This window comes from Evansella cellulosilytica DSM 2522, from assembly GCF_000177235.2.
Taxonomy (GTDB): Bacteria; Bacillota; Bacilli; order Bacillales; family Salisediminibacteriaceae; genus Evansella; species Evansella cellulosilytica.
In genome coordinates this window covers 940425-966645 of the sequence record NC_014829.1, presented here as the reverse complement: position 1 = coordinate 966645, position 26221 = coordinate 940425, and the positions used below count along the sequence as shown (strand labels likewise).

Here is a 26221-nt window from a genome sequence, read left to right as displayed (position 1 = left end):
GCAGATGGCGCTGCCCACATCATTCAAAAGATCTATTTTTGACAGTTTGGACAATAAAAGCATTTTCTCGATGAAATTTCTTCTCTCACAATATGCGTTTGGCACCTACTACACGCTTCTCCTTCTCTATCATATACAAATGCATGATAGTTTCCTGTTTGGGCATCACCATTGAATAAAGGATCCATATACCCACCCTGCGATATTCCTCTTCGTAAAACATGTTGTATAGATTGAAAGAGGTCTAACACTTCTTGAGTGGAGAGTTCATTCATCTTTCTTTCAGGTAATAGTCTTGCTTCATAGCAAATCTCATCAGAATAAAGGTTTCCTATGCCTGATATAAACTTTTGATTAACTAAGGTTGTTTTTAGCATACCTTTTCTCTTTTTTATCAGCTCATTAAAAGCATCTATAGTAATCTGTAATGGCTCGGGACCAAGATCTTTGAATTGTTCTTCCATTTCTTCTTGAGTGACTAGGTGCAAATACCCTAAACGTAACCCGATAAAAAACAATTCTATTTTTCCGATTGTCAATGTCACTTGTCTTGTTCTGTCTGGATCATTTTCTCCATTCCCGAGAAAGAGAACGCCACCTAGCATTAAATGTAAAACTAGTCGTTTTCCATTGCTTAATTTAAAAATAAGGTGCTTTGCTCTTCGATCTATATGTTCAATGATTGTACCGTTCACTTCTTTTAAGAATGATTGAACCGGTACATTTATCGTTTTTTCGCGTGTCACCTCAACTCCTGTTACTTTCTGTCCAGCAATACGCTCGTTTAATAACAGCCGATAGTTTTCCATTTCTGGCAACTCTGGCATGAAGACCACCTCCAAATTCCTTTATTGCCTTTTAGTATCTGCTATTAAACTTCAAAACATTATGCCCTAAGTCAGCTTTCAAACGGACATCCTGTAATTCAAACAAAGAAAAGAGCACTCAAGAAATTACTTGAGTACTCTTAATAGAGTGTATTAAAGTTTCCCTAGACGTTTGTATGCGTTGACACCCATTTTTGTTTTCGAGAAGATAACTGTTAATATGAATGGAACAGCAATTGCGACCGCCATCGCTATTGCAAAAATGAGCATGTATTGTACTTGGATCGAAAGTATTCCAGGAATACCTCCTACACCGATGGAGTTTGCCATAACGTTACTTCCAACCGATATGACTGCGGCACACATAGAACCGATCATTGCAGCTAAGAACGGGAAACCATATTTCAAGTTAATACCGAACATCGCTGGTTCTGTTACTCCTAGGTAACATGAAATGGATGCTGGTACAGATACTTGCTGCTCTTTTTTATCTTTTCGATTTAAGTATATCATCGCAAGTACGGCAGAACCTTGTGCAATATTAGATAAAGCAATCATTGGCCATAAGTTCGTACCACCAAACTCACTCATTAATTGTAAATCAATTGCATTTGTCATATGATGCAATCCAGTGATGACGAGTGGTGCATAAGCAAATCCGAAAATTGCTGCAAATAGCCAACCAAAAGCAGATGTTAATCCAGTGTAAACAACGTCAGAAATCGCAGAACCTATAGTCCAACCAATCGGTCCTAAAATGACATGCGCTACAAGGACAGCTGGTACTAAGGCAAAGAACGGTACAAATATCATTGAAATTACACTTGGTATGATTTTTCTAAGACGAAGCTCTAAAAAGGAAAGAACAAATCCGGCTAAGATTGCTGGAATCACTTGTGCTTGATATCCAATCATCTCAACTTGAGCAAAACCAAAATCCCATACTGGTATTTGATCTGCACTGGCCACACCGTAAGCGTTTAAAAGCTGTGGTGATACAAGGGTTATACCTAGAACAATACCGAGTATTTGTGTTGTTCCCATTTTTCTAGCTATTGCCCATGTTATACCGACAGGCAAGAAGTGAAATATCGCTTCCCCGATCAACCATAGAAAATCATTCACTCCAGCCCAAAATTGTGAAATTTGAACGAGGGTTTGTGTCCCACCGTTAAACATTTCGATCTCACCAATAACATTTCTAAAACCTAATATAAGACCACCGACAACTAATGCAGGAATTAATGGCGTAAAAATGTCTGCTAAGTGTCCTACAAGACGTTGTAGAATATTCATATTTTGCTTTGCTGCTTGTTTTGCCTCATCTTTAGATGAATCTCCTACTCCAGCAATTTTAACAAACTCATTATAAAAAGTTGCTACTTCGTTTCCAACGATAACTTGGAATTGTCCTGCTTGAGTAAATGTTCCTTTCACTATGTCTAGCTGCTCAATCCTTTTTTCATCTGCGGCTTTCGTATCAACTAAAACAAAGCGCATTCTTGTAGCACAATGTGTTACGACTGATATGTTCTCACTTCCGCCAACGAGCTCCAGCAACTCTTTTGCTGATTCAGTATACTTACTCATCCTTTTTCCCCCTTAGATGATGTATTTCGTTTAGTATTCTACATCGATGCATAAGGGATTCGAAAACGTCTCACCCTCACTCACCTTGTATATACAAGTTTCTTTGTTTGCGCTTTCATTGTATCTTGTATATACATGTTGTGTCAATCATTTTTTTATATTTTTGTGATTAAAAAAAATCGCGTAATAGCCTTTTCATTCGACTTTTCATTTAGGCGTTATTATGGTTTTGTTCTTGTGTTAAAATAACAACAATTGGAGGATGGTTCGATGGAAAAAAAACATTTTATGGGGCTCTTGATCATTGGTTTACTCGTTTTTGGCACTTTGTTTTTCTTTAATGATACATATAGTGATGAGCTTGCTGATGAAGAGGATTTGTATGAAAAGATATACGCTTTAGAGGAGACCGTGCTTGAACTTAATAATCGCAATCACGAAATAGAACAGCAACTAAGTCGTGCCCTAGCAGCATTATATATAACAGAAAATGCGCTTTCTTTTTCGTTAAACATAGAGGAAATTATGAAAGATTATGAAGAAAATTATTTAAGTAATGTCGACTACTTCTCACATGTTAACTTTGAAAATGACGATGAATATGTTGTTCATTTGTTATATGCGGATGAAAATAATTACGAGCTTGAGTTAAAGCTACTCTATGCAATTTATGATGCGGTTATTGCGACTGTTGCTATTCAACACGAAACAAACGATACGTTTCTCTTGGAGGATATAAATGGCATCGTATTTGAAACAAACAATATACAAGAGATAATAGATTTTTTAGAAAAATTAGAAGTTGACTCGATAAGTTAATTACTCCCTATTGTCACCCCTTTAAGCAATGCGCCCGTAGTCTCGACTAGTGTTTTTCTTATAGTCTGTGACTACGGGGTTAGTATTTCTAGCTTACATCTCTATAGATACAGCGTGTGCAATACAAGGAATTGATTCTTTTTGTTGGTAAGATAAAGGCGATAAAAGTGCTCCCGTTGCTACGACAAGCATTTTACTGAAATCACCTTGCTTCATTTTGTTTATAAAATGTCCGTAAGCTACTGCAGCTGAACAGCCCGCACCACTCGCCCCGGCCTGAACTGGTTGATCGCTTTTATAAATCTGGAGACCACAATCTACAAATTGCTCCTTCGTGATATGAAGTCCGTGATCTTGCAACAAATCATATGCAACATGCTGTCCAATTTTCCCAAGATCACCTGTAATGATTAAATCGTAATAGGAAGGATCTATATTACGCTCTTTAAAATGGGCTTCAATCGTATCAACGGCAGCAGGTGCCATTGCCCCTCCCATGTTATATGGATCGCTTAACCCCATATCGATGACCTTGCCTATCGTTGCAGACGTAACCTTTGGTCCCATACCTTGGTCGGAAACAACAGCAGCACCTGAAGCTGTTGCTGTCCATTGTGCTGTCGGAGGCTTCTGAGCACCGTATTCAGTTGGATAGCGGAATTGTTTTTCCGTTGCAGAATTGTGACTAGATGCTCCCGTTAAAATATATTTTGAGCCTCCAGAATTGACGATGTATGCTCCTAATGCAAGTCCTTCCATTGATGTAGAACAAGCTCCAAACAAACCGAAATATGGCGCTGCCAATGTCCGCGCAGCAAAGCTCGTTGGTGTTAACTGATTTACTAAATCACCAGCAAACATAAATTGAATGTCTTCCTTTGTTAACCCTGCCTTTTCAATCGCTGTAGAGCATGCGTCCTCGAACATGACTCGCTCCGCTTTTTCGTAAGAATCTTCTCCGATCCACATGTCGTCATACAAAATATCAAAGTCATCTGGGATATTTCCTTTTGCTTCAAAGGGGCCCCCTGTTGTACCAGTAGATATAATTGCAGGTTTGTTTTCAAATAACCATGTGCGTTTCCCTTGTAGCATTTATAGTCCTCCCCATTGCGTTAAAATAGTACGAATGAGCGCAATAACGAAAGCCGCTACTGTACCGAAAACAATGACGGAACCAGCTAGCTTAAACATGTTTCCACCGACACCGAGTACATACCCCTCTGTTCGGTGCTCTATTGCTGCTGAAGCTACTGAGTTCGCAAATCCAGTTACAGGTACTGCAGTACCTGCACCAGCAAATTGACCAAGCTTATCATATACCCCAAAGCCGGTAAGGAGTACGGATATAAATATTAATGTTGCAACTGTAGGGTCTCCTGCTGTTTCCTCTGTAAATGCAAAAAATGTGTAGTAAAAAACTTGGATAAATTGACCAATAAGGCAAATAAATCCGCCGACAAAGAAGGCCTTCACGATATTTTTTCCTACTGGTCGTTTCACTTCACGTTGCTTTTCAAACTGCTGATATTTTTGTTGTTCAGGAGTTTTTTTGTTTTTCTTGGACATGTTGGCGACTCCTTTTCCTTCATAAAATTTGCTTATATTCCTTCCTATAGATTTATCCAAAACAACAATTTTATGCGAGGTTTAATTATTCTTGGAGAAGCTATTATCATCAGCTAACGTTATGTATTTCATTTTCTATACTGTGAATGAATCATGCCACAATAAACGAGATCTTCATATCTATCGTCTTTTTTGACATGATCTTTTAAGATGCCTTCTTTTTCCAGTCCTAGCTTTTCAATCACTCTTCCAGAAGCATTATTTGAAAGAAAGTAACGAGCCCAAACTTTATGATAGCCTTTCTCTAAAAAAGCGAATTTTAATAATGCATCACAAGCCTCTGTAGCATATCCATTTCCCCAATATTTTTCACCGATCCAATAGGCCAATTCACCTTGATGAAAATTTTGATTGTTAGATAATGCGATAGCTCCTACTAATTCCTTCGTTTTCTTATTCATAATGGCAAATTCAAATAACTTGTCGTCTTTAAAATTGCCATGATGTGTCTTAATCCAAGAAAGCGCGTCATCCAACGAATATGGATACGGAAGGTATAACGTGTTTTCATAAATATGAATATTATTGCAAAGCTCTGTAACAGTATGTGCATCGGACAATTGAAACATCCTTAAAATAAGTCTTTCTGTCGTTATCGCAATCTCATTTTCTTGATGTTCCATCCTATTCCCCTCCTCAATAAATTAAGTTTATTATATATGAGTTGCGTTTTTTTAACTAAGAAATGACATAAAATTTGCATTATATTTCTATTGTCCGATTTGACTTTTCTTAAAAAAAAGACTGACTTAAAAGGTAAATTAACCTTTGAAGTCAGTCTTTGAGACCTTTTCGACAGTTCCCTTCTGTTTCTCGATACCTATGATAGTCCCTGTTGTAGGTTGAAATCCATTATCGCTATATAATAAGCTTAATTTCTCTGTCATTACTTTTCCGGTAAGTAAGGACTCGATCAAATTTGAAGCATCCGCACTTGTCATTCCCTTGTACCAATATCCATCTGGATAAGAAATGAGCACACATTTATCATGACATCTTCCATTACACAATGTTCTAGACGTATGTACCCTCTTATGCACATCCATTTTACCAATTTCATTTCTGACGGCTTGAACTAATTCCTCTGCTCCAGCCTTCATACAGCTTCCTCCATTGCAGATTAATAAGTGATGCTCGGTATCTCTTAAGTCCCAAGTTGCCATTAAAATGCCTCCTTTATCACGCTGTTGTACAGCTTTCAAACTGTTCCTGGAACCACTTTTCATCTAAACTTTTACCTATAACCACCATTTCACTCACTCTCTTTTCGTTTTGCTGCCAAGGCTTATCTGCATGTCCTGCAAATAGCATATGAACACCTTGAAAAACAACTTTCTTTTCTACATTTTCGATATTAAAAATTCCTTTATAACGAAACATAGTAGGCCCAAGTATTTTAATCGTTGTATCCATCCACATTTCTACTTTCCTAAGGTTTAATGGCTTTTCAGTTCTTAAAACGATCGCTTTTACTCGGTCATCGTGATGATGATGGTGATGTTCTTCTAAAAAATGTGGCGCAATTTCAAGCTTTTTATCTAAATCAAAAGAGTATATATTAAAGATATTATCTAAATCTATTTGACTGTTTTCACGATATTCGATTCTAGCAGAAGGGTTCATTCTTTTTAATCGGTATTCTAATGTGGATAATTCTTGCTTACTTACTAAATCAACTTTATTAAGGAGTAATACATCAGCAAAAGCGATTTGTTCTTGTGCTTCATGAGATCTGTTTAGTTGCTCAGGAGCATGATAAGAATCCACAACGGTAACTATGGAATCTAATTGATAATACTCTGAAATAGTAGGATCTACAAAAAACGTTTGAGCAACCGGTCCTGGGTTAGCAAGGCCGGTTGTTTCAATAACGACACGATCAAATACTAAACCGTCCTTATTACTAGCTATTTCTCTCTTTTTCTTTAATTCATGTAGGATCCGAATCAAGTCCCCACGGACATTACAACATATACATCCGTTATTCATTTCGATAACTTCTTCATCGGCCCAACTATTAGTTGATTATCAATACCGACTTCACCAAATTCATTCACTATCACTGCAATCTTTTTTCCGTGATTAACACTTAATAGATCGTTTAATAACGTTGTTTTTCCAGCCCCTAAAAAACCTGTTAGTACTGTAACTGGAATTCGACTATTTTTATCCATGTTACTTCCTCCATATCCCCTATTAAAACGTAACAATTACGATTTAAAAACTAAAAAATTTACGCTACGTGCTTGAAGTTCCTCCTACCTCTCTATACCTCGATATCCACTTACATCAGACAATAATTTGTCCAACGCCTGCCAGGCCATTAAAGCACAATTATGGCGTGCTCTTAATTTGTGAACCCCCTGTAGTGACATAGCATCACCAAGATCAATTTCCTCATTGGCCGTTTTTCCTTTCCGTATTAGCTGTTCAAACTCCTGTCTCATAAGTGAAACATTGCTTACATGATTATTCTTTATGAGCTCCGTCATCATTGATGAGGAAGCCATACTAATACTGCATCCTTCCCCTTCAAAGCTAACATCTTCAATTTTTTCTGATTTTATTTGGATGTATAATGTAATGACATCTCCACATGTAGGATTTTTATAATGAACTTTTCTTACATTTTCTCCCTCTAACCGGTTATAATTTCTTCTATATTTAGCATGCTCCATGACTATCTTCCGATATAAATCATTAAGCATTACACTCCTCCTTCCCCTTTTTTAAATCGTAATGATTACGATTTGTAATATATTTTAATCGATTAATACAATTCGGTCAAATCGTTTTATATTAAATCAAAGAAATTATAAGGATAAGATAAGTATCTAAGGGTAAATGTATGGTGCTTCTGGTTGCATGATTTTTGTCCAATCCTCTACTAGAATGATAGGCAATATTTGACCATTTTTTTCTACACTACTTATTTCTCCCCTCACTGTTACCCAATCTCTTACATCGCGAAGCGTGCCTTGATCACTTTCTAACAACAATCCTGTAACATGTGCATCAGCGACACAATGTGTAACTAAAAACCTTCCTATTAGTGGGTGATCATGTGACACTTTCTCATCTACTAAAATAAATCCTTCTAAAGAAATAGACTTCCCATGAAATTGCTTTGGGTAAGAGCGTATCGTGTCCACATACGTTGCGAAATTACGCTCGTCTAAAATAAGCTCCTGACTATTTAGCATTTGCTGTAGAGTCTTGTTAGACGAACTTATAGTCACAGAATTATCATTATGTGTTGATGTTGGCGTATAACATATCCCCCTTTTTACGGCCTCTTCTGCTCCAAGATCTTTATAAGGTAGAAAAAAACCTGTTAATAAGGGCAATATGATAATGAATAATATAGCAATTTTTTTTATTGAAAGCTGTCTTCCTACAATTTCATGATTGCAACCTAAAATAGTACAGTAATCATGATCTTTTGCCTGTTCTTTCGTGATAAACATTCTAGGGACTTGTATAAAAAATAAAAATAAAAATATTATCGACGCTATCTGGCTAAGTGCCGTATATTGTGGATTAATAAATTTAATGATCTCTCCAGTATGATGGAGCATAAAAATAAATCCAGAAAACAGTAATAAAACCAATGCTTTTATTGCTTCTTGATGATGAAAATACACGTTTTTACCTCCTTTTATACACGGGGCACTTAAAAAGTGGAAGTACGCCACTTTTTAAGTGCCCTTTTATATCCATGGGTGAACAAGCATCATTACACTCAACACACTCAACGTGATAATAATCATTAAAGTTACTACAAAACGAAGCTTAAAAACCGCCAGCATCATGATCGTATTTTTTAGGTCAAGCATTGGCCCGAAAATAAGAAACCCTAATATAGATGTATCAGGTAATGCATGACGAAAGGAAGCGCCAATAAACGCATCTGCTTCCGAACAAAGGGATAATAGATAAGCAAGTCCCATCATCATCGCTGTAGAGAAAATAATCCCGTCCCCTGCCCCTACTATGGAATTTGTCGATACATATGTTTGTACAAAAGCAGCGAGTAGTGCTCCAATGATTAAGTATTTGCCAACGCTAAAAAACTCATCAACTGAATGGATAAACATCGCCCTTATTCTCAATAAAATGGGAAAACGGTATGTTGACTTATCTAACTCAAGTAGACTAGCTGATTTTTTTAATTGATTTTCTTTAAATAGTAAGCTAATAATTGCTGCAATTACGATGGCAATCAGTAGTCCTAACCCCATTCTCCATAGAGCTATTTTTATGTCCTGTCCAAACGCCATATATGTTGAAGCTATAACGATTGGATTAATGAGAGGGCCCGTTAATAGAAATCCTACCCCAGCAAATATTGGAACGCCCTTATAGACTAATTTCCTTACGATGGGAACGATGCCACACTCACAAGCTGGAAACAATGCGCCAAGCATACAACTCATTCCTACAGCCATTATTTTATTTTTTGGAATCAACTTTTTTATATGTTCTTCTGTTACAAACACTTGTATTAGACCAGCAATAAAAACACCGATGAGTACAAATGGAATAGCCTCAATTAATATACTAAGAAAAATCATATTAAATGCTAGAATCGATTCTGGTATATCTACTGTTCTAAGTGTCCAGCGCCCGTTTACTACAACAAAATAAAATACTAAAGCTAATATAAGGAAACCAGTTATTTCAGTAATATAACGTTCTATTCGATCTGTCATTGCATCCTCCAAGTAGTGATTTTTACTGAAAATATATGCGGACAAGGAGGCAACATGACGACAAATCGAAATTATTACGATTTAACCCTTGTTAATTGATAACTTTGTTCTATTTACAATTGAAGTTTTTATACTACTTTGAGATAAGCATACAAACAAAATAGTAGAAAGTGGGTAGCCGTTGCAATCGTTAAAAAGCCTGATAGGAGTCGATTTCTCCTATCAGGAGAGCTGACTGCAATACAAATAAAAGGCACCGAAAAAGTAGTTTTATACTTTTTCAGTGGCCTCAAGAATAACCCTTAATCCTTTGTTGTTTTTCAAGCTAGGCATGCCATTTTGCCCATTCACTTTTCACTTCTTCCACATTTAAATCAATGCCTATCATTACTAAGTAATGTCCTCCTATATAGTTGGATCTTTCCAAATATGTTCTTTTCATTACATGTTGTAATAAATAGCACCCATCTTTTAAAGGGATGTACCCTTTCGCCCTTAATAAATGAGGTCGCCACTTCTTTAGAAATTTTTCAATTTTAGCTGGCTTCGTTTGTTTGCTAAAATCTAAAGTAATCGTATTTATTCGTGTATAGGATCGAGTAGGTGTATGTCCATGATTGTGGTGGTGCTTATGTTTCGGATAAGTATATTCGGCTGTATTTTTGTTTATAGGCACTTTATTTTGAATTACCTCTATTTGCTCTAATAAAAGATCAGTATTTACATCACTATAGGAAGTAAAGAAAATTGGAGATACTGAATTTCGTTTTTTTATTACTTTGTACACTTTTTCCTTTTGAGACTCTGAAATTAAGTCAACTTTGTTTACTATTAATAGATCACCCACTTCTATTTGACGTCGCGTCGTTTGGACTAGCTCGCTGACAGTCTCAAATATATTATTGTACTCAAGTATATTCTCCCCATCCAGTATCGTTATCACCTTTTCTAAATAAAGAAAATCTTTCAATTCGGGTTCCGTTAAAGAATCTACCACTTCTTCTGGATTAGCTACACCAGTTAATTCTATAAATATCACATCTGGTTGTTGTTGGAGGAGCTTTAGGATTGAATCAGAAACCTCACTTTTTTTACTGCAGCAAATGCAACCATCCAATAGCTTTTCCATCATTTGTTCGTTATTTTTTTCTAGAAGAATCTCTCCATCCATATCTGTTTTTCCTATCTCATTCATTAAAACAGCAGGGGTAATTCCCTTTTTATCACATGCTTGTAATAGTTGCTTTAGAAGCGTTGTTTTGCCACTGCCTAAAAATCCACTTAAAACAAATACTGGCACTTTTATCATTTCAGTATCCTCCCTATCAATGCTACATTTTGCTTCTACATTATAAATATATCTTAATAAATCGTAATTATTACTATTTGTTGTTAAGAATATTTTCTTGGGTGTGATACCTATCTTCTCGTTTCTAAGCTTTCTGCAAGTTCCAGTTAAATGGATCTGGTAGCTGAGTCCAATCTGTATCATATTCTGGTGAAGTTAATAAGCACTTATCTAATTGTCTCGTTATTTCAGATTGATTTAAATCAACACCTATGAAGACTAGTTTCGTATGACGATCACCAAACTCGATATCCCAATCATCTAGTAAATGTGGATTTTGTTTCATTATTTGTTCCTGCTCTTGTTTCGGTAAGGAGGCTACCCAATAAGTAATTGGCTCGATGGATACGGACGGTCCCGCTTGTGACATTAAGAGAGCGAGATTATTTCTTGTTGCACACCAAGCTATTCCCTTTGCTCTTACGACTTCCTTTGGCATAGAATGAATCCAATTATTAAAACGTTCTGAGTGAAACGGGAGCCTCCGATTATATACAAAAGAACAAATACCATACTCCTCCGTTTCCGGTGTATGTTGAAGGTGTCCTTGCGAAAGCTCTTTGATCCATCCCGCGGAGGAGCTAGCCTCCTCAAAAGTAAATAGCTCTGTATTTAACACATGTTTTGGTGAAACCTTTCCGTTTATAATTCGAATTAATTTTGCTTTCGGTTGTAATGTTCGTAGTACTTTTTCTAATTTATCAAGCTCTTTCTCTGATACTAGATCACACTTATTTAATAAGAGAACGTCACAAAACTCAATTTGATCGATTAATAAATCGGCAATTTCCCTTGTGTCATCTTCTCCCAGTGCCTCTTTACGGTCAAGTAGACTCTCCCCAGACCTGAAATCCGCCCAAAAACGATTTGCATCTACTACTGTTACCATCGTATCTAACCGGCAAAATTTTGTTAAATCAATTCCTACCTCTTCATCGATGTATGAAAAGGTTTGAGCCACCGGTGTAGGCTCACTTATACCCGTTGATTCTATGACAATATAGTCGATATTCCCAGACTTCGCTAGCTTTTCAACTTCAACTAATAAATCCTCCCTTAACGTACAGCAAATGCACCCATTAGACATTTCCACAAGCTTTTCTTCTGTTCGAGAAAGCTCGCCTCCTTGTTTTACTAACTCAGCATCAATGTTAATTTCACTCATGTCATTAACGATAACAGCTACTTTAAGCCCCTCTCGATTTTTTAAGATATGATTTAAAATTGTTGTTTTTCCTGCACCTAAGTATCCGCTTAAAACAGTAACTGGAATTCTTTTTTCCATAAGATTCCCCTCTTCCTACTAGTTTTTAAATCGTAATTATTACGATTTAAAAACTATACTACATTCACTTTCAGTACTTGTCAAAAGGTACGTAGGACTCCTCCCTCTCCTTCCTATCCGGTATTTTATATGATATGACCACACTATAAAATGTAATTATTACGATTTAATTTCAAGGAGAAGGAGGTAGTCCATTGGCAAAGATTTGTATGTAGCAAAGGAAAAAAGGCGTCAAGCATTCGTTGCTCAATATGCTAAGTTAAGAAGAGAATTAAAGGCTAAAGGGGCTATGAATCATTACGAAAGCTTACACGGGACTCGAATCCACCCCGTCTCACTCGAAGAAGTGAACTAACTGGAAGAACATGTGGTGTTTTACGCAAATTTTAATTTTTTAGCATTGTATTTAGAGTACTGGCTTATAAAGGACAAATCCCTTCTAGGTGGTAAGGTTCTATCAATAAGGAGAAGATAAGCCTTCCAAGCACAGCTCCCTTCTCCACTATTATTGAGTCATAAACTATCTTTCCCTACATAATAACTGCTGCGTCACGATATCGGAATACAATTGCATCCCTTCTGTTTTTGCAATATGAATGACATCGCTAAATTTTTCACTATCAGAAATAATCGATGTGAGCATATTCTTCTTTTTTAATATATGACCCGGCTGAAACACGACATCATCACGTTCATTAAAAATAGCGACATAAAAGATACCTGTTTCCACTAGGTCCTGAAAAAAGTGACTCCCATACGAAAGTTCTGGCATTAACCCCGATGAAGAGACCTCGCAAATGACAGCCATATGACTTAGCTCTCTAAAGTGAACTGGCACACCAAGAGATGCTGTTGTTGTTCCCCATCTACCTGGACCTACAAGCATGATGTTTTTCCCTTTTAGTTCGTTATTGATCTTTCCTATTTGCCTTGCTACTTCATGCTTTCCTTGCTCATTTCGTTCTAAGTACGTATCTCCATTCACGTAAACAACATAGTCTATCGACAAATGTACATTTCCTCCCATAAAGTTCCCGTTCGTCGCAATAAAACAATCTTGCTTGTCTGTTAATTCAGGGAGCTTCACCGAATGTCCCAATCCTCTCGTCTGTAAAGGGCGACATTGTACAAGATTTACTTTAAACTCCGTATCACTAGTAAAATTAGCAGTAAATTCGATGTCGACAGGATAATCATACACCTTTGATAATAAAGCTAGCATGTCTTTCATCACGCTTGTAAATTGCGTCGTTTTAAATAATTTTTCGAAGTCAAGGATGTAAGGTACTTTTCTGTCTCTATATCCTAGCTCTCGAAGGCGACTTTCCATTTCATAGTCGAATGTTGCAAACAACCCTTTTGATATGTTGAAGTCAATCTCGCTCACATCATCCCACTTTCGTGTTGTTAGCTCATTTTCAGACAAGGAAAGTACATCGACATGATGTTGAGAAAACTTTTGTTTGTCTTCCATATGAATCATAGGTAAGCGAAGAGGATTATCTAGTGTAACAATTTTTGCGTAATCCTCCACTGTTCTATCTACAGCTCTAGTCCCTAAACCAAACACAAGCCGCAGCATGCCAGCGTCCATATCTATATTTTTGTCCCATACATATAAGTTTGACGAATTCCCAACTCCAGCAAGATGAGGGAAAAATAAGTCATCGTAATGATCCCCTGATACACGCTGAACTAATACTGCCATTTGCTCATCTTTTTCAAATAACCCTCGGTTCATTCTATACGTAAGCGCATCTTCACTCATTGTGCTCGCATAAACAGTTCGTATAGCATTTTCAAAGGCTTCATATCTCTCCTCAAGTGTCCCTTGATTTGCACAGAACACACTTTCATATTTACCGGAAAAAGCATTACCAAAGTTATCCTCCAACAATGAACTAGAACGGACAATGATCGGAGACTGGCCAAAATATTCTAAAGTCTGTACAAATTGCTCCTGAATATTGCTCGGAAATTTACCATATAGCATTTTTTCTTTTAACTCTGCCGCATATGTGTAATATCCTGATTTCGTTCGTTGTTTCTTCCGCAGCTTCCACCAGCCGTTTTGTACAATATATGTATAAAATATATCTGATCCTAGGTAAAAAGAATCATGGGGTTCTATATAAGGTTGAAAACGTTCCCCGCCATCCTTCTCGACTATCTTTCTAGCAAGAAGCATACCAACGCTTTTCCCCCCGATATATCCTGTCCCTACTTCTCTTGATGCAATTTGTACAAGGTCAAATAGAGTAAAGTATTCGTTACAAAGCTTTAGCATCCGAGACTCATGGCCAATTAACATCGTCATTAGTTTTTTCTTCGTTTCCTCTTGTTCCTTAAGCGGTAACTGTAACTTTTCTCTCGCTTTGCTAAATATAACATCCCTGTGATCTAATCGTTCTTCTCCACGATGTATATGGGAAAACAGCATTGCTGATTCGGCACTAGATGTAATGCTAATCGCTTCATCTCCTTTAATAAGGTGAGGAAAAAACATCGTCGGAGAATACCGCTGCCATACTTTTAACGGATGAACATATATGTTCCCGTTTATTTTATATAGATCTAGCAATAATTGTGTTGTTTCACGAATGCGTGCAATTGTGTTATAAGTATGAGCGTTTCTAATGATCCCAAAATATGCAATTGTATCAAGTTCATATAAATACGGACAAGTGACATTAAAAAAGTTACCAATCATTAAATCTGAGTGCCAATATTGCAATAAGTCGGTAAGGCAATCAAAAACATAAAAGGCTTTTCTACCTTCCTGTTCCATTAAACGATGTATCTCGGTAGCAAAGCTTTCAAAGCCTTTATTCGCCTCAAGGTAGTATATCTTGACGCCATCAGCCTCTTCGAAAATCGGTTCGTGTTTTCCAAACCGAACATACACCATTTTACGATTATCAAGCTTTGCCTGCTTCACATAAGGTCGAACGACTTCCTTGTAATCTTCAACAGAATCTACTTGCCAAACAACGTTATCTCCTAATCTTAATCGATCAATCACGTGATCAAGGCCAGAAACCCCTGTACTAACCTTCTCATGTAAATCCATAAAAACGCCCCCCTTCCTCCATATTTTACACCTAATCCCCTCCATTTTCGACTAAGAGGACCGACTAACAGGGACGGTTCGAGACCGCTGAAAAAGTGTAAGAATTAATATATTGTTGCATTTTTATTCAGAATACCTAATTTATAGATTTATAGAAAGAGTTGATGAGACCGAAGCAAGCGAGACTCCTGCGGGAATAAAGGCAGAGGTAAGACCCCGCAGATGCGCAGCATAGAGGAGGCTTACCAGCCGCCCGCGGAAAGCGAGTTTGCATAGGTCTCTTCAACTCCTATATTCTAATAACCTAATATTTATTAGGGGACTCTCTAAATGTAAGTACTTTTTCACTGGTTCCGGACGGTTCTTCTTTGCCAAATACTAATAGAGACGGTTCTTCTTTTCTGTAAACATGTAAAACTTCATCTTGAATTAGCGCCTTAAGCATATTCATATCAAAGTTAGTACAATGAAACGTACCCATATACTAATAATAATCATCGCAACGAGTCCACTCACAGCACAATAAAGGTTGACTCATAAGGTAGAAATCCCCCTTCTGAGTCAACCTCCTAGTTTACATTCAATTAATTCTGCGTAATTGACGTAAGATTATCGGCTGATTTAGCAACATCATCAAAAGCACTTCCTAGTTCATTTATTGATGATACAAATACGGATATATTTTTTTCCATCTCCTTATTTTGCTGTTGCGTATTATCCATTGTACTAAGTATTTCTTCAAAATGTTTAACCGTTTCATCAAGATTGTTATTTCCGCTAACGACAACTTCCCTTACTTTTTCAAGTGACTTTGTTACCTCATCGACTTGTGAATTAGTATTTAAAATCAATGAAGAAACGTTATCAACTGATTGTTTAGTTTGTTCAGACAATTTACGTATTTCATCTGCAACTACAGTAAAGCCGCGTCCCACTTCCCCAGCTCTCGCTGCTTCAATTGAGGCATTTAGAGATAGTAAATTAGTTTGATCAGCAATCCCGGTGACAATATCTATAATACTTTGCATTTGTTCAGAGATTTTTAATAACACCTTTACATCATCAGATATGTCATCCAACGATTGAAATATATTCTCCATGTTCTCTGTTTGCGAATTGATCTGTTCTTTTCCCTCTTCAGCACGTGTCTTTGCTTCTATTGATAAATTTGATCCGTTTCTCGCAAGCGTTACCATGTCATTCGATTGCATAAGCAACTGCTGAAACGTTGCATTCGTTTCTTCTGATATAGCTGCTAGATTTTCTGATGAGCTTGCTACTTGATTTTGTACTAGGTTTTTCTCTTCTTCTACTGTCTCTCTCTGTCTCTTCGTTTCGATCTCATAAGCTTCTAAAACTAGCTGTTGTTCTAAATTTATTACCTTTGTTATTGCCTTAATGATATATAGACATTCCGTTTTATCTTCTATTATCTCATCAACTAGTTCCATTAGTGATAAAAGCAAATCTTGAAATGCACTCATATACCACTTTGTTTGTAGTCCAATTTTCACATGTATATGTGCAATTCTCACTCTTTTCGAGTAATATTGTTCATCTATTAAACCATCAAACATTTCTGTAATATGTTGTTTAAGCGTAACCTTTAATCGGTCTATAGAACTATTGTCATTTATAATATCTAGAAGTGAGGATTCTATCTCTAGGTTTTTATAAAATCTATCCACAATCACATTAATTCTTTTAGAAATAAATGGTTGAATGGCATTGATAACCTCTAAATCTTTTTCTGTAAGATTAATCATTTTGAGTTGTCTTTCCATTTCTGTCCCTTTTTTTAATCTTATTTCCCCTCTACCCTTGCTAACCTCTTTCTTTAAATTCTTTCTTTTTTTAATAAACATTTAACTCCCCCAAATAATTTTACTTTAAGTGTGTAAAGAATAAAAAGTTTCCCATTTTTACAAATACAACACATCGTTGCCTGCGGTTTTCTACTATTCACACCATAATTATATAACAATAATATTAGAATGGTAAATATGTAGGAGACTACAAAAGACTAGGCAATTAATACCTTTCTTTAAGAAATTCAAAATAATAAAATAGTCCTCCACAGCCATCTTACCTTCACACTTCTTTTTGTTTGCTCATGGGCAGATGGCAGCTTCCCATCTTACCTTCACACTTCTTTTTGTTTGCTCATGGGCAGATGGCAGCTTCCCATCTTACCTTCACACTTCTTTTTGTTTGCTCATGGGCAGATGGCGGCTTCCCATCTTACCTTCACACTTCTTTTTTCTTGCTCACGGGCAGATGGCGGCCCGCTTTTCCTATAATTAATATACGCCTGTTCCTAGTACACTAAAGGAGTGTGTACTAGGAATCAGGCGCATTCTAATAATTTCATTTATCATAAAATAAAACGATAAATCTATATTTTAAATTGGTTTAATAATTCTCTTAACTCCTTCGCAAATTTCGCTGTTTGTCCTATTGAAGCTTGAATCTCTTGTATGGAAGATAACTGCTCTTCGGATGAAGCAGCTACTTCATGTATATGTTTTGATGACTCAGCCGATTTTTGTGAATTATCATGTATAACTCCCTCGACATCTTCTACTTTTGATAGGAGATGATCAATCTCTAAAAATATTTTATCTACTTCTTCAGTAGATATTTTTGAGGAGTTATAAACGTTTTTCAAATTTCCACTTAAGTCTTTTAATTTTTCCATACCGCTATCAAACTGGCCCGTTCCGTTCTTCATCTCAACAACTGCATTGGAGGTTTCAGCTTGTATTTCGTTGACGAGCTCAGAAATTTGCTTAGCAGATTGAGCTGATTGCTCAGCTAACTTTCTCACTTCATTAGCCACAACAGCAAAACCAACACCATGCTCACCAGCTCTAGCTGCTTCAATAGATGCATTCAAAGCGAGTAAGTTCGTTTGTTCCGTAATATTAGTGATCATATCGACAATATTTCCAATTTCTGCTGAACGGTTACCTAAATTGCTTACGTTCTTAGATGATTTCCATACAGATTCTTGAATTTCGGACATGAGTTGTAGCAATGTTCGTACATCCTCATCCGCCTTTTGAACTTCTTTATTTGAATGGTTTGATTTATTAGAAACTAACAATGAACGTTCTTTAATCTCAGATACAATTTTCGTAATTCGATTAATAGATTGTAGATTTCTTTTATTTCCATCTTCCTGTTCCATTGCAAGTCCTGCCGATATTTGAACATTTTTCGTTACCTCATCAGAAAATTGAACCATTTCCTCGGTATTTTCTGCTAATGCATTAGTATTTTGAGTTACATCTTGTCCTTTGTTTAATATAGCGCCTAATAAATCTTGCAGGCTATCCAATAATGAATTGAAGTTATGTGCTAGTTTCCCAACCTCATCTTTTCTATTAATTGACAATCTTTGTGTTAAGTCACCTTCGTTATTTGCCAACTCTTCAATTTTATCACTAACTTCTTTAATTGGTTTTAAGGACTTAGCATTAATAACGTAACTAATGATTGCACTTAAAAAAATGAAGATAATTGTAATAATAATGAAGTAACTTAATAGTGATGTAGCATCAGCATATGCTTCACTTGTTGGAACAGCTATCATTATTCCCCAATCCATTTCGCTAGCTTTGCTGAAAAAAATTAAACTGTTTTCTCCATTGAAATTTGTTTCGATAACATCTGTTTCACCGAGTAAACTAACTTCAACTAACTGATTGAGTTCTTCGTTTTCATATTCAGCTATATTCATATTAAGTGTATCTTCTTTGTTTTGTCCTACAACAATAGTACCATCGTCTGTAAAAACAGTAACAAACCCACTTTCTCCTAATGACACATTAGAAATAATAGTCATCAGAGATTCAATAGGATAACCACCTGAAGCGACACCTACAATCTCGCCATTATAACCATATATCGGGGAAGATGATAATACTATCGGAGCACCATTCAACTCTGGCGTTTCAGACGGAACTGGATTATATGCACTAGCACGTCCGTCCATCCCACCTATGAAATGTTCAAAATCACTAACAGGGATTTGAGCGCCACCTAAATATAATAATCCCCCAGCATCCATAAATCCAAATCCATCAGGATTACCAGTTCGTTTGGCAATTCTCAATCCTAAATCATCTGCTTTTTCTGTGTCACTTACTTTTAATTCGTCGGCTTCAGCGATGTATTCCATCAATTCTGTTTTCCCATCTATCCATATATCAATATTTGCTTTAACTGATTCAAGCTGGTCATAAGCTTGTGCTTCGAATCTATCATAAAGAAAGTCCTTAGCTTTTAAATAACCAAAGGTAGAAATGCTAATCATTGATATTGTAATTAATAGACTCATAATTAATGAATTCTTTAAGGCTAGTCTCATTTTTCTCTCCTCGTTCCATATCTCAGGTGTTTTAATAGGGTATGTTGTAGGCCAAAAGCTTTTAGATTTCGAGAGAGCGGTCCTTTCATTAGACTGTATATTCTAATACATTTTTCAAAAAGAATAAGAATATTTCTGTTAAGAATTCCTCCAAATCTCTATATTCACACCATAAACACTACCAACATATTGTTAACTGAATTATAATACCATATATTTTTCTAAAATAACTCGTTCTTTTCTACAACAAACACTAGAAATTTTAAAAAACATAGATGGCAATAAGCGTATGTCATTAAAAACGGTGTAATGAAATCTGTAATCCTACACTTAAAAGAACAATAAAAACTCCCTATAAAAAAATATAGGAAGGTTTATATAATAGTATTTACTTCTTCTACTACTCTTCACCCTCCCCAACAACAGGCAAAATGCGATATTCCCAATGTGTCCTACACTCAAATAGTTTATAATATTCATCATCTGGATGCTCGGATGTTGTATGTTTTTCCATATAGTTGCATTGCTGAGGAGCATTGTTAAAGACATCTTGTGTTTCCCCTTCATAGGACTGATAGTAGCTCATATCGGGTAAAACTTCGATCCACCTATGACCGACAGTGTCATCGTACCTTGATTGCAAATCATATATCATCACACCTTGCGAGACATATTTTACGATTCTAATTTTACTCTCATTATCATTCCCTTTTTCTCCTGCAACTTCGACAAACTGATCAAGCAACTCTACATTTGTTAATGTATTTTCTTTAAAAATAATATCCGTTTCACTCGGTACATATCCTTCTTGATCGTCCTCATTCATATTCTCCGAATCTACTGCTTTTCCTTGATTAGACAAATCATCTACTGCATTATCCGTACCTGTAGTATTACAACCTATTAGTATCAAACAAACGAAAGAAAAACTTGTTGAATAGTACAACACCTTTTTCAATAACATACTTTGCATTTACCCTACCTCATTCCAATAACAATTAATCTCGACACTTCTTGTCTTTCAACAACATTATACATTCGACAGTAGATGTTGGAAATATATTCCTTACTAAAATTACCAGAACACCATAGAAGGATTCTGTAAATGTTGAATATTAAATTCTAATAGTATAGAATTTAATATAAATAATAATAGAGGTGATTTGATTGGATATTATTAATGCTTCTAGTAGAAAACGGGAAACGTATCATGTTCATTTGAAATACTCCCCTTTGTGGGAGTGTGCTTTAGGAATAGCAGCCATTACTAATACGCCACTTTTGAACACACTAGAAAAACCATTGGGTTATTGGAGCACCATAAGGCAAACAGTAACGGAAGGGTTGAATGAACAGTTAGTTTATGTTGAAAATCACAACACATGGAAAGCATTGCTTCAAATTTTACATACAAATGACTTTACTAGCTTACAAGCGTTCACGAATTACGTAGAGGAATGTGAAGAATTAGCTTTAAGAATGACTTGTTTACCTTTTGTCGGTATGAACTACCAGGATTTACGTAAAAAAGCAGCAGAACAAGATGCAGGGGCTATTAATGAGTTAAAAAAGATGACAAAGGACAACTCTTTTTTTCCAGCTTATATTGAATTTATAAGTAAGGTAGACATTTATGAACTTAAACGCCATATTACAGATGTCATGCAACAATGGTATGAATCAGTAATAATGTCGAATGAAAAGCAGTTAATTAAAATTTTAGAAAATGATTTTCATACTAAAATAAAAATGCGAAATGAAATGTCGTCCGAAGAGTTTGTCGAGTGGGCTACAGGTGGTATAAGTTATGTTCCTGAACCTAGCGTTCACAACGTCCTGTTAATTCCACAGTATATTTATCGCCCTTGGAATATTGAAGCCGATTTAGAAGGTACTAAAGTATATTACTATCCCGTTGCAAATGAAAGTATTTCTCCTGATGACAAATATACACCTAGTAATTTTTTAATAGAAAAATGTAAGTCTATCGGCGATGAAGCTCGCCTTAAAATTATCAAATTGTTATATGAGCAAGACCGGACTTTACAGGAAATTACGAACGAGTTAGACCTTGGAAAATCTACCATTCATCATCATTTAAAATTATTAAGAGGGGCAAAGCTAGTTGAAATATCGAATTCAAAATATGCTTTGAAAAAGAAATCTATCGAGTCTCTTCAAAAGGAACTAGATTTTTATCTAAAAAAATGATGGAGGGACTTAAATAAATTGAAAAATGAACATGTTTTTAGAAACCCACAGTTTCTTTTTATTTGGTTAGGTAATGCCATTTCTGAGCTAGGTGGCGCATTTGGAACCTTTTGTAACTCCATTCTCATTTATCAACTAACCGGTTCTTCAATGGCTCTAGGTAGCATGTGGTTGCTTTATTTCATACCTTCACTTATTCTCCAATTATTCATCGGACCTTTTATTGATAAATGGAGTAGGAAGTGGATCATGGTATTTGCACAATGGACAAGGGCAATCGTGTTTTTACTACCATTATTGGCTTTCATTTCTGGAGATCTTCAGACTTGGCATATTTATGTCGTTCAAATAATAGTCGGTTTCATCACACCGTTTTATGTACCGGCAAACCATGCAATTACACCAACAATTGTTTCAAAAAGCCAGTTAAGTACCGCAAATGCATATATTGATGGAATGGTACGCTTAATGTCTTTTCTAGCGCCTATTACAGGTGGAATAGTGATTGAATATATCGGAATCATTCCAACTTTATCTCTCGTTTGTATAGTACTATCAACTAGCGGTACACTTTTACTTTTCATAAAGGAAAAAAGCGAGACACTAAATGTAAGAAAATCTTGGTTAGAGGATTTTCGTGAAGGAATCTCCTTCTTTTTTAAACAACGTATCATCGTTTGGTTAGGTATCTTCTTAGCTTTCGTACAATTCGGTGTCGGGGTAACAATGGTTACCACTCTTCCTTACATAACAATGAGCTTATCAGGAAGCTACGCCGATTATGGATATTTCATGGCTGCTTTCCCGATTGGATATGTCATCGGCACGTTGGTAGTAGGGAAAATCACTTTCAAAAGCCGGAGATTATTGATGCTAGGCTCTTTAGCTATTGGCGGATTAACGTTTATTTGGTTGTTCTTTAATCAAAGTATCGCACTAGCTATACCAACAGAAATAATAGCCGGAATGGCAATGGCCATTTTCAGTGTCCATAATATGACAATTTGCCAGCAAACTGTACCAAATCATTTAATGGGAAAAATATTTTCTGTTCGATTATTAATCATTAGAGGTGCGATGCCATTAGGTGTATTAATTGGCGGCTTGTTAAGTGAAATTTTAGGGGTAAGACCTTTATACTTAATAATTGGCTCTATTATCTGTACTGTATCGTTAATTGGTATGTTACATCCTTATTTTAAATTTATCGATTCAACTGAAGCAACTAAGAATGCGGCATAGCATATTAGTAAGCAAAGAGGACTAGAAGCTTTTGAGGTATGTTGTTATTTATTATTTAAATACACTCAAGAGAATATGAGAATGAATTGATTTGGCCACACTCCTCATTGGCCTTGCTAATTGACCACATACATGATGATCTACCTATTTTACCTAACCTAATGAAGGCGTTTTTTCTCAACGAAATATTCATATTCTTAACAAATGACTTTGTTTGTTCATATGAAATGTAGGAGGAAGTACACAAACAATCACAGTACTTCTTCCTCATGAACTAGTATTTTCCTTAAAGTTTTCAAAACACCCCTACAAAGGGCCACAAACAAGGCACGCCTCTAAAAAGGAATAAAATTTATAACTCCAACAAATCATCTCTTTTAAAGGGAAGTTCAAAAAAAGACTGAAACCTATTCAACTCCAAAATATTTTGTTGCAGGCCTGGCAATGTTACGCTTTTTGTTTGTTTTCCTTTTCGAAATTCTCTCGGTGTTTGTCCCACTAGTTCATGAAATACGCGATAAAAATTGCTTAAACTAGTGAATCCACAGTCGAATGCAACCTCTGTAATACTAGCATCTGTTTGCTCTAATCTAGCACAGACCGCATGGATCCGAACCATCTGAATATAGTTATTTAAACTAACGCCAAGATTTTTCTGAACCATTCGGTAAATTGTAGGCTCACTGACTCCAACTGCTTCACTCAGCTTTTTAGCATCTAACTCCGATCCGTATTCCCGATGAATAAGTTCGATACATAGACGGAATTGGTTTTTTGGCTGCAGACGATCTACGTTATTTTTTTCAATAGACTTATGCTTTGCCATACAATAGAGACAATGAAAGACTTCCATCTGATACTCATACCACTCTTCTTCTGTTTGTAAGATAGATGAGGAATATAATTCTCTCCACTCGTCTCTCTCTATTTTTTTGCCAAAATCCTTGTGCGCTGCCTCTAGTGCAATCATCTGATTCCTATCCAATGTTACTAGCCACGTCATCCTCGCAACACTCTTCCGAAATTGCTGCGCATCCGAACAGTCCTTTGCAACAGCATAATCGCCTACTGTAGAAAACTGATATTGCTCCCATTCCTCTTTCCGAAGCAGTGATTTTTCCACAGAAAATATAATCTGCAGCCCATCCTCAATTCCATCAAAAATTTCATGTGGTACATCACTGTTGATTGTCGCAAAATCACCTTCCGATAGCTTCATTACCTCCCCGCCTACCCGCAAAGAAAAGCTACCTCGAACACAGTATATTATCTCTACATGCTCATGCCAGTGAAGTCGGTTATACATTACATTTCCAGCAAGGACTGTTGCCTGCATCTGTGGGTGATATCTAGAAGTCATATCAATTTCATAATAACCGATGCTCTGTTTCTCTTTTCTTCCAACTCTTGTCTCTCTTGTTTTCTGTCCTTTCAATGGCATCCTTTCTTCTCCTTCATCTCTTTTCTATTAAATATAGTTTAAGAATGGAATAAAACACAACTTTTTTCATTGAAATTGATTGAATATTGGAATTATGTGACTCAAAACAAAAAGAATTTCCCTGTTCATCATGCTATTCTACTGATATAAAAAAAAGAGGAGGTTTGCACATGAAAGCAAAACAAATCACTACCTATTCCGCTAATGGCAAGACTTACCCGGACACTTATGAGATTCCAGTAACACTGGAAGAAGATGAACTGTTCCACCTAGAATCCGGTGTTCTAAATATTTATCCGGACATCACCTACCAGAAGATTGAGGGATTTGGTGGTTCTATTACAGAGTCCGTAGCTTATCTGCTACAAAAGATGGATGAAGAAACGAGCGACACTCTTCTTAAAGATTGCTTTAGTACGGAAGGGAACCGTTTGAAATTTCTGCGTATGCATATGGATAGTTGCGATTATTCCTTAGAGCAGTATACAGCAGTTGCTGATCCTATCGCTGATCCAAACTTGGAAACCTTTACGATTGAACGTGACAAGAAATATGCCATTCCAGCAATTAAGCGAGCGATGGAAATTTCCCAAGAACCATTAAGCATTATGGTTAGTCCATGGTCACCACCAGCTGCATGGAAAACCCCACCGGCAAAACCGAAGAACGACGCTTCTGTTTATGGAGATTCTGCTAATAATATACCAAAAATAGATTATGAAACGCCTCAACGCTGTAATGGTGGTAGTTTAAAACGAGAGTATTACCCTTCGTGGGCAGCATACCTCGTAAAATACGTCCAGGCTTATATGGCTGAAGGTCTTCCTGTTACTATGCTATCTATTCAAAATGAAACGGTTGCTGCGACACCTTGGGACAGCTGTGTTTGGACCGCAGAGGAACAAAAAACGTTCCTTCGGGATCACCTTTATCCAGCAATGGAAGCAGCTAGCCTCGTAGATCAAGTAAAGATTTTTATATGGGATCACAATAAGGAACGCGTTGTTGATTATTCCAGAGAAATAATTGATGAAGTAACAGATAAGATGATTGACGGTATTGCTTTCCACTGGTACTCTGGTGATCATTTTGATGCATTAAAAATTGCTGGCGATTTATTTCCGGGCAAAACCTTGCTCTCTAGCGAATGCTGCAGTCTCCATCCCCCTGGACAGACAAGTATGTTTGCCCACCTTCATGAAGATAAAACTGCACCAGAGACTGTAGAGTACAATGATGCTGCTGCATATGCCCATGATATCATTGGCAACTTGAATGCTGGAATGAATCGCTGGATTGACTGGAATATCTGTCTCGATAAAAATGGTGGTCCACGTCATGTCAGTGGTGGCTTCTCAAGCCCTATTGTTGTAAATGATGATGGAACATATCGAAAAACTATCACCTTTGATTATATTGGACATTTCTCCAAATATATTCTTCCAGGAGCAGTACGGATTGCTTCCACCAGGTGTGATGATATTACAGAAATGATAGCTGCCAAGAACCCGGATGGATCGATTGTTGCAGTTTTTCTCAACAAAACAGCAAAAGATCAAGCGTATGCGATACGGATGGAAGGCAAAATCATTCGAGTAAAAGCACCTGCAAAAACCATCAGTACAGTAGTAATGTCATAAGACAAAGGGACAGCGTATAATGGTAAATAAGTCAA

Annotated in this window: 20 protein-coding genes and 2 pseudogenes; 5 read left to right on the top strand and 17 right to left on the bottom strand. The window is 36.5% G+C overall.

The genetic code is table 11. The features are described from left to right. Nucleotides 1-32: 32 nt before the first annotated feature. Nucleotides 33-827, bottom strand: a complete 795-nt coding sequence (locus BCELL_RS04320) for an Fpg/Nei family DNA glycosylase (protein ID WP_013487461.1) — start codon at nucleotides 825-827, stop codon at nucleotides 33-35. A gap of 153 nt (nucleotides 828-980) precedes the next feature. Beyond that, nucleotides 981-2417: a PTS system trehalose-specific EIIBC component gene (gene treP, locus BCELL_RS04315; protein WP_013487460.1), complete on the bottom strand. Its 1437-nt coding sequence runs from the start codon at nucleotides 2415-2417 to the stop codon at nucleotides 981-983. A gap of 270 nt (nucleotides 2418-2687) precedes the next feature. Here treP and BCELL_RS04310 point away from each other — a divergent pair, with 270 nt between their 5' ends. Further along, complete coding sequence (locus tag BCELL_RS04310; protein WP_013487459.1) at nucleotides 2688-3236, top strand: hypothetical protein; 549 nt, start codon at nucleotides 2688-2690, stop codon at nucleotides 3234-3236. A gap of 93 nt (nucleotides 3237-3329) precedes the next feature. Here the strand turns inward: BCELL_RS04310 and spoVAD are convergent, their stop codons facing one another. From spoVAD to BCELL_RS04260, 10 genes and pseudogenes are all read right to left on the bottom strand, one after another. Continuing rightward, nucleotides 3330-4331 carry a stage V sporulation protein AD gene (gene spoVAD / locus BCELL_RS04305; RefSeq protein WP_013487458.1) on the bottom strand — a complete coding sequence of 334 codons (1002 nt, stop codon included), beginning with the start codon at nucleotides 4329-4331 and terminating at the stop codon, nucleotides 3330-3332. Further along, entirely contained in the window at nucleotides 4332-4805 is a 474-nt protein-coding gene (spoVAC, locus tag BCELL_RS04300; protein ID WP_013487457.1) for a stage V sporulation protein AC, read from the bottom strand. A gap of 128 nt (nucleotides 4806-4933) precedes the next feature. Beyond that, complete coding sequence (locus tag BCELL_RS04295) at nucleotides 4934-5488, bottom strand: GNAT family N-acetyltransferase (protein WP_013487456.1); 555 nt, start codon at nucleotides 5486-5488, stop codon at nucleotides 4934-4936. 138 nt (nucleotides 5489-5626) lie between these two features. After that, entirely contained in the window at nucleotides 5627-6028 is a 402-nt protein-coding gene (locus BCELL_RS04290; protein ID WP_013487455.1) for a (2Fe-2S) ferredoxin domain-containing protein, read from the bottom strand. A gap of 16 nt (nucleotides 6029-6044) precedes the next feature. Further along, a pseudogene (locus tag BCELL_RS04285) lies at nucleotides 6045-7039 on the bottom strand (CobW family GTP-binding protein). Nucleotides 7040-7123: 84 nt separating this feature from the next. Further along, nucleotides 7124-7573: a Fe-S cluster assembly sulfur transfer protein SufU gene (sufU, locus tag BCELL_RS04280; RefSeq protein WP_013487454.1), complete on the bottom strand. Its 450-nt coding sequence runs from the start codon at nucleotides 7571-7573 to the stop codon at nucleotides 7124-7126. Between the two features lie 126 nt (nucleotides 7574-7699). Beyond that, entirely contained in the window at nucleotides 7700-8509 is an 810-nt protein-coding gene (locus BCELL_RS21470; protein WP_013487453.1) for a TIGR03943 family putative permease subunit, read from the bottom strand. Between the two features lie 66 nt (nucleotides 8510-8575). Continuing rightward, complete coding sequence (locus tag BCELL_RS04270; protein WP_013487452.1) at nucleotides 8576-9577, bottom strand: permease; 1002 nt, start codon at nucleotides 9575-9577, stop codon at nucleotides 8576-8578. Nucleotides 9578-9902: 325 nt separating this feature from the next. Further along, complete coding sequence (locus BCELL_RS04265) at nucleotides 9903-10886, bottom strand: CobW family GTP-binding protein (RefSeq protein ID WP_013487451.1); 984 nt, start codon at nucleotides 10884-10886, stop codon at nucleotides 9903-9905. Nucleotides 10887-11010: 124 nt separating this feature from the next. Then, nucleotides 11011-12210: a GTP-binding protein gene (locus tag BCELL_RS04260; protein ID WP_013487450.1), complete on the bottom strand. Its 1200-nt coding sequence runs from the start codon at nucleotides 12208-12210 to the stop codon at nucleotides 11011-11013. Between the two features lie 193 nt (nucleotides 12211-12403). Between BCELL_RS04260 and BCELL_RS21975 the strand changes: the two are divergent. Further along, nucleotides 12404-12597: pseudogene (locus BCELL_RS21975) on the top strand (uS14 family ribosomal protein); the annotation flags it as partial. Nucleotides 12598-12730: 133 nt separating this feature from the next. Here BCELL_RS21975 and BCELL_RS04255 read toward each other — a convergent pair. The 4 genes from BCELL_RS04255 to BCELL_RS04240 all read right to left on the bottom strand — a co-directional run bounded on the left by BCELL_RS04255 (nucleotide 12731) and on the right by BCELL_RS04240 (nucleotide 20625). Next, nucleotides 12731-15280 (bottom strand): PEP/pyruvate-binding domain-containing protein, encoded by a 2550-nt coding sequence (locus BCELL_RS04255; RefSeq protein ID WP_013487449.1) that lies wholly within the window; start codon nucleotides 15278-15280, stop codon nucleotides 12731-12733. 584 nt (nucleotides 15281-15864) lie between these two features. After that, complete coding sequence (locus BCELL_RS04250) at nucleotides 15865-17145, bottom strand: globin-coupled sensor protein (protein ID WP_013487448.1); 1281 nt, start codon at nucleotides 17143-17145, stop codon at nucleotides 15865-15867. 530 nt (nucleotides 17146-17675) lie between these two features. Then, entirely contained in the window at nucleotides 17676-19652 is a 1977-nt protein-coding gene (locus BCELL_RS04245) for a methyl-accepting chemotaxis protein (RefSeq protein ID WP_013487447.1), read from the bottom strand. A 400-nt stretch (nucleotides 19653-20052) separates the two neighbouring features. After that, the gene (locus BCELL_RS04240; RefSeq protein WP_013487446.1) at nucleotides 20053-20625 is read right to left on the bottom strand and encodes a hypothetical protein; all 573 of its coding nucleotides are present in this window, start codon (nucleotides 20623-20625) and stop codon (nucleotides 20053-20055) included. 194 nt (nucleotides 20626-20819) lie between these two features. Here BCELL_RS04240 and BCELL_RS04235 point away from each other — a divergent pair, with 194 nt between their 5' ends. After that, nucleotides 20820-21863, top strand: a complete 1044-nt coding sequence (locus tag BCELL_RS04235) for an ArsR/SmtB family transcription factor (protein WP_013487445.1) — start codon at nucleotides 20820-20822, stop codon at nucleotides 21861-21863. A gap of 18 nt (nucleotides 21864-21881) precedes the next feature. Continuing rightward, entirely contained in the window at nucleotides 21882-23105 is a 1224-nt protein-coding gene (locus BCELL_RS04230) for an MFS transporter (protein ID WP_013487444.1), read from the top strand. 352 nt (nucleotides 23106-23457) lie between these two features. On the opposite strand, the gene BCELL_RS04225 is transcribed toward BCELL_RS04230, so the two are convergent. Then, on the bottom strand, nucleotides 23458-24546 hold the full coding sequence (locus BCELL_RS04225; protein ID WP_013487443.1) for an AraC family transcriptional regulator: 1089 nt from the start codon (nucleotides 24544-24546) through the stop codon (nucleotides 23458-23460). Between the two features lie 170 nt (nucleotides 24547-24716). Here BCELL_RS04225 and BCELL_RS04220 point away from each other — a divergent pair, with 170 nt between their 5' ends. Continuing rightward, nucleotides 24717-26186, top strand: coding sequence for a glycoside hydrolase family 30 protein (locus BCELL_RS04220; protein ID WP_013487442.1), 1470 nt, complete (start codon nucleotides 24717-24719; stop codon nucleotides 26184-26186). Nucleotides 26187-26221: the final 35 nt, after the last annotated feature.

Bases quoted from the DNA above. Each gene is read 5' to 3' on its own strand.
- BCELL_RS04320 (WP_013487461.1), bottom strand. From the start codon at position 827: ATGCCAGAGTTGCCAGAAATGGAAAACTATCGGCTGTTATTAAACGAG.
- BCELL_RS04270 (WP_013487452.1), bottom strand. From the start codon at position 9,577: ATGACAGATCGAATAGAACGTTATATTACTGAAATAACTGGTTTCCTT.
- BCELL_RS04220 (WP_013487442.1), top strand. From the start codon at position 24,717: ATGAAAGCAAAACAAATCACTACCTATTCCGCTAATGGCAAGACTTAC.
- BCELL_RS04250 (WP_013487448.1), bottom strand. From the start codon at position 17,145: ATGTTTATTAAAAAAAGAAAGAATTTAAAGAAAGAGGTTAGCAAGGGT.
- BCELL_RS04225 (WP_013487443.1), bottom strand. From the start codon at position 24,546: ATGCCATTGAAAGGACAGAAAACAAGAGAGACAAGAGTTGGAAGAAAA.
- BCELL_RS04265 (WP_013487451.1), bottom strand. From the start codon at position 10,886: ATGATAAAAGTGCCAGTATTTGTTTTAAGTGGATTTTTAGGCAGTGGC.
- spoVAD (WP_013487458.1), bottom strand. From the start codon at position 4,331: ATGCTACAAGGGAAACGCACATGGTTATTTGAAAACAAACCTGCAATT.
- BCELL_RS04310 (WP_013487459.1), top strand. From the start codon at position 2,688: ATGGAAAAAAAACATTTTATGGGGCTCTTGATCATTGGTTTACTCGTT.
- BCELL_RS04245 (WP_013487447.1), bottom strand. From the start codon at position 19,652: ATGAGACTAGCCTTAAAGAATTCATTAATTATGAGTCTATTAATTACA.
- spoVAC (WP_013487457.1), bottom strand. From the start codon at position 4,805: ATGTCCAAGAAAAACAAAAAAACTCCTGAACAACAAAAATATCAGCAG.
- BCELL_RS04240 (WP_013487446.1), bottom strand. From the start codon at position 20,625: ATGCAAAGTATGTTATTGAAAAAGGTGTTGTACTATTCAACAAGTTTT.
- BCELL_RS04260 (WP_013487450.1), bottom strand. From the start codon at position 12,210: ATGGAAAAAAGAATTCCAGTTACTGTTTTAAGCGGATACTTAGGTGCA.
- sufU (WP_013487454.1), bottom strand. From the start codon at position 7,573: ATGCTTAATGATTTATATCGGAAGATAGTCATGGAGCATGCTAAATAT.
- BCELL_RS04290 (WP_013487455.1), bottom strand. From the start codon at position 6,028: ATGGCAACTTGGGACTTAAGAGATACCGAGCATCACTTATTAATCTGC.
- treP (WP_013487460.1), bottom strand. From the start codon at position 2,417: ATGAGTAAGTATACTGAATCAGCAAAAGAGTTGCTGGAGCTCGTTGGC.
- BCELL_RS04295 (WP_013487456.1), bottom strand. From the start codon at position 5,488: ATGGAACATCAAGAAAATGAGATTGCGATAACGACAGAAAGACTTATT.
- BCELL_RS04255 (WP_013487449.1), bottom strand. From the start codon at position 15,280: ATGGATTTACATGAGAAGGTTAGTACAGGGGTTTCTGGCCTTGATCAC.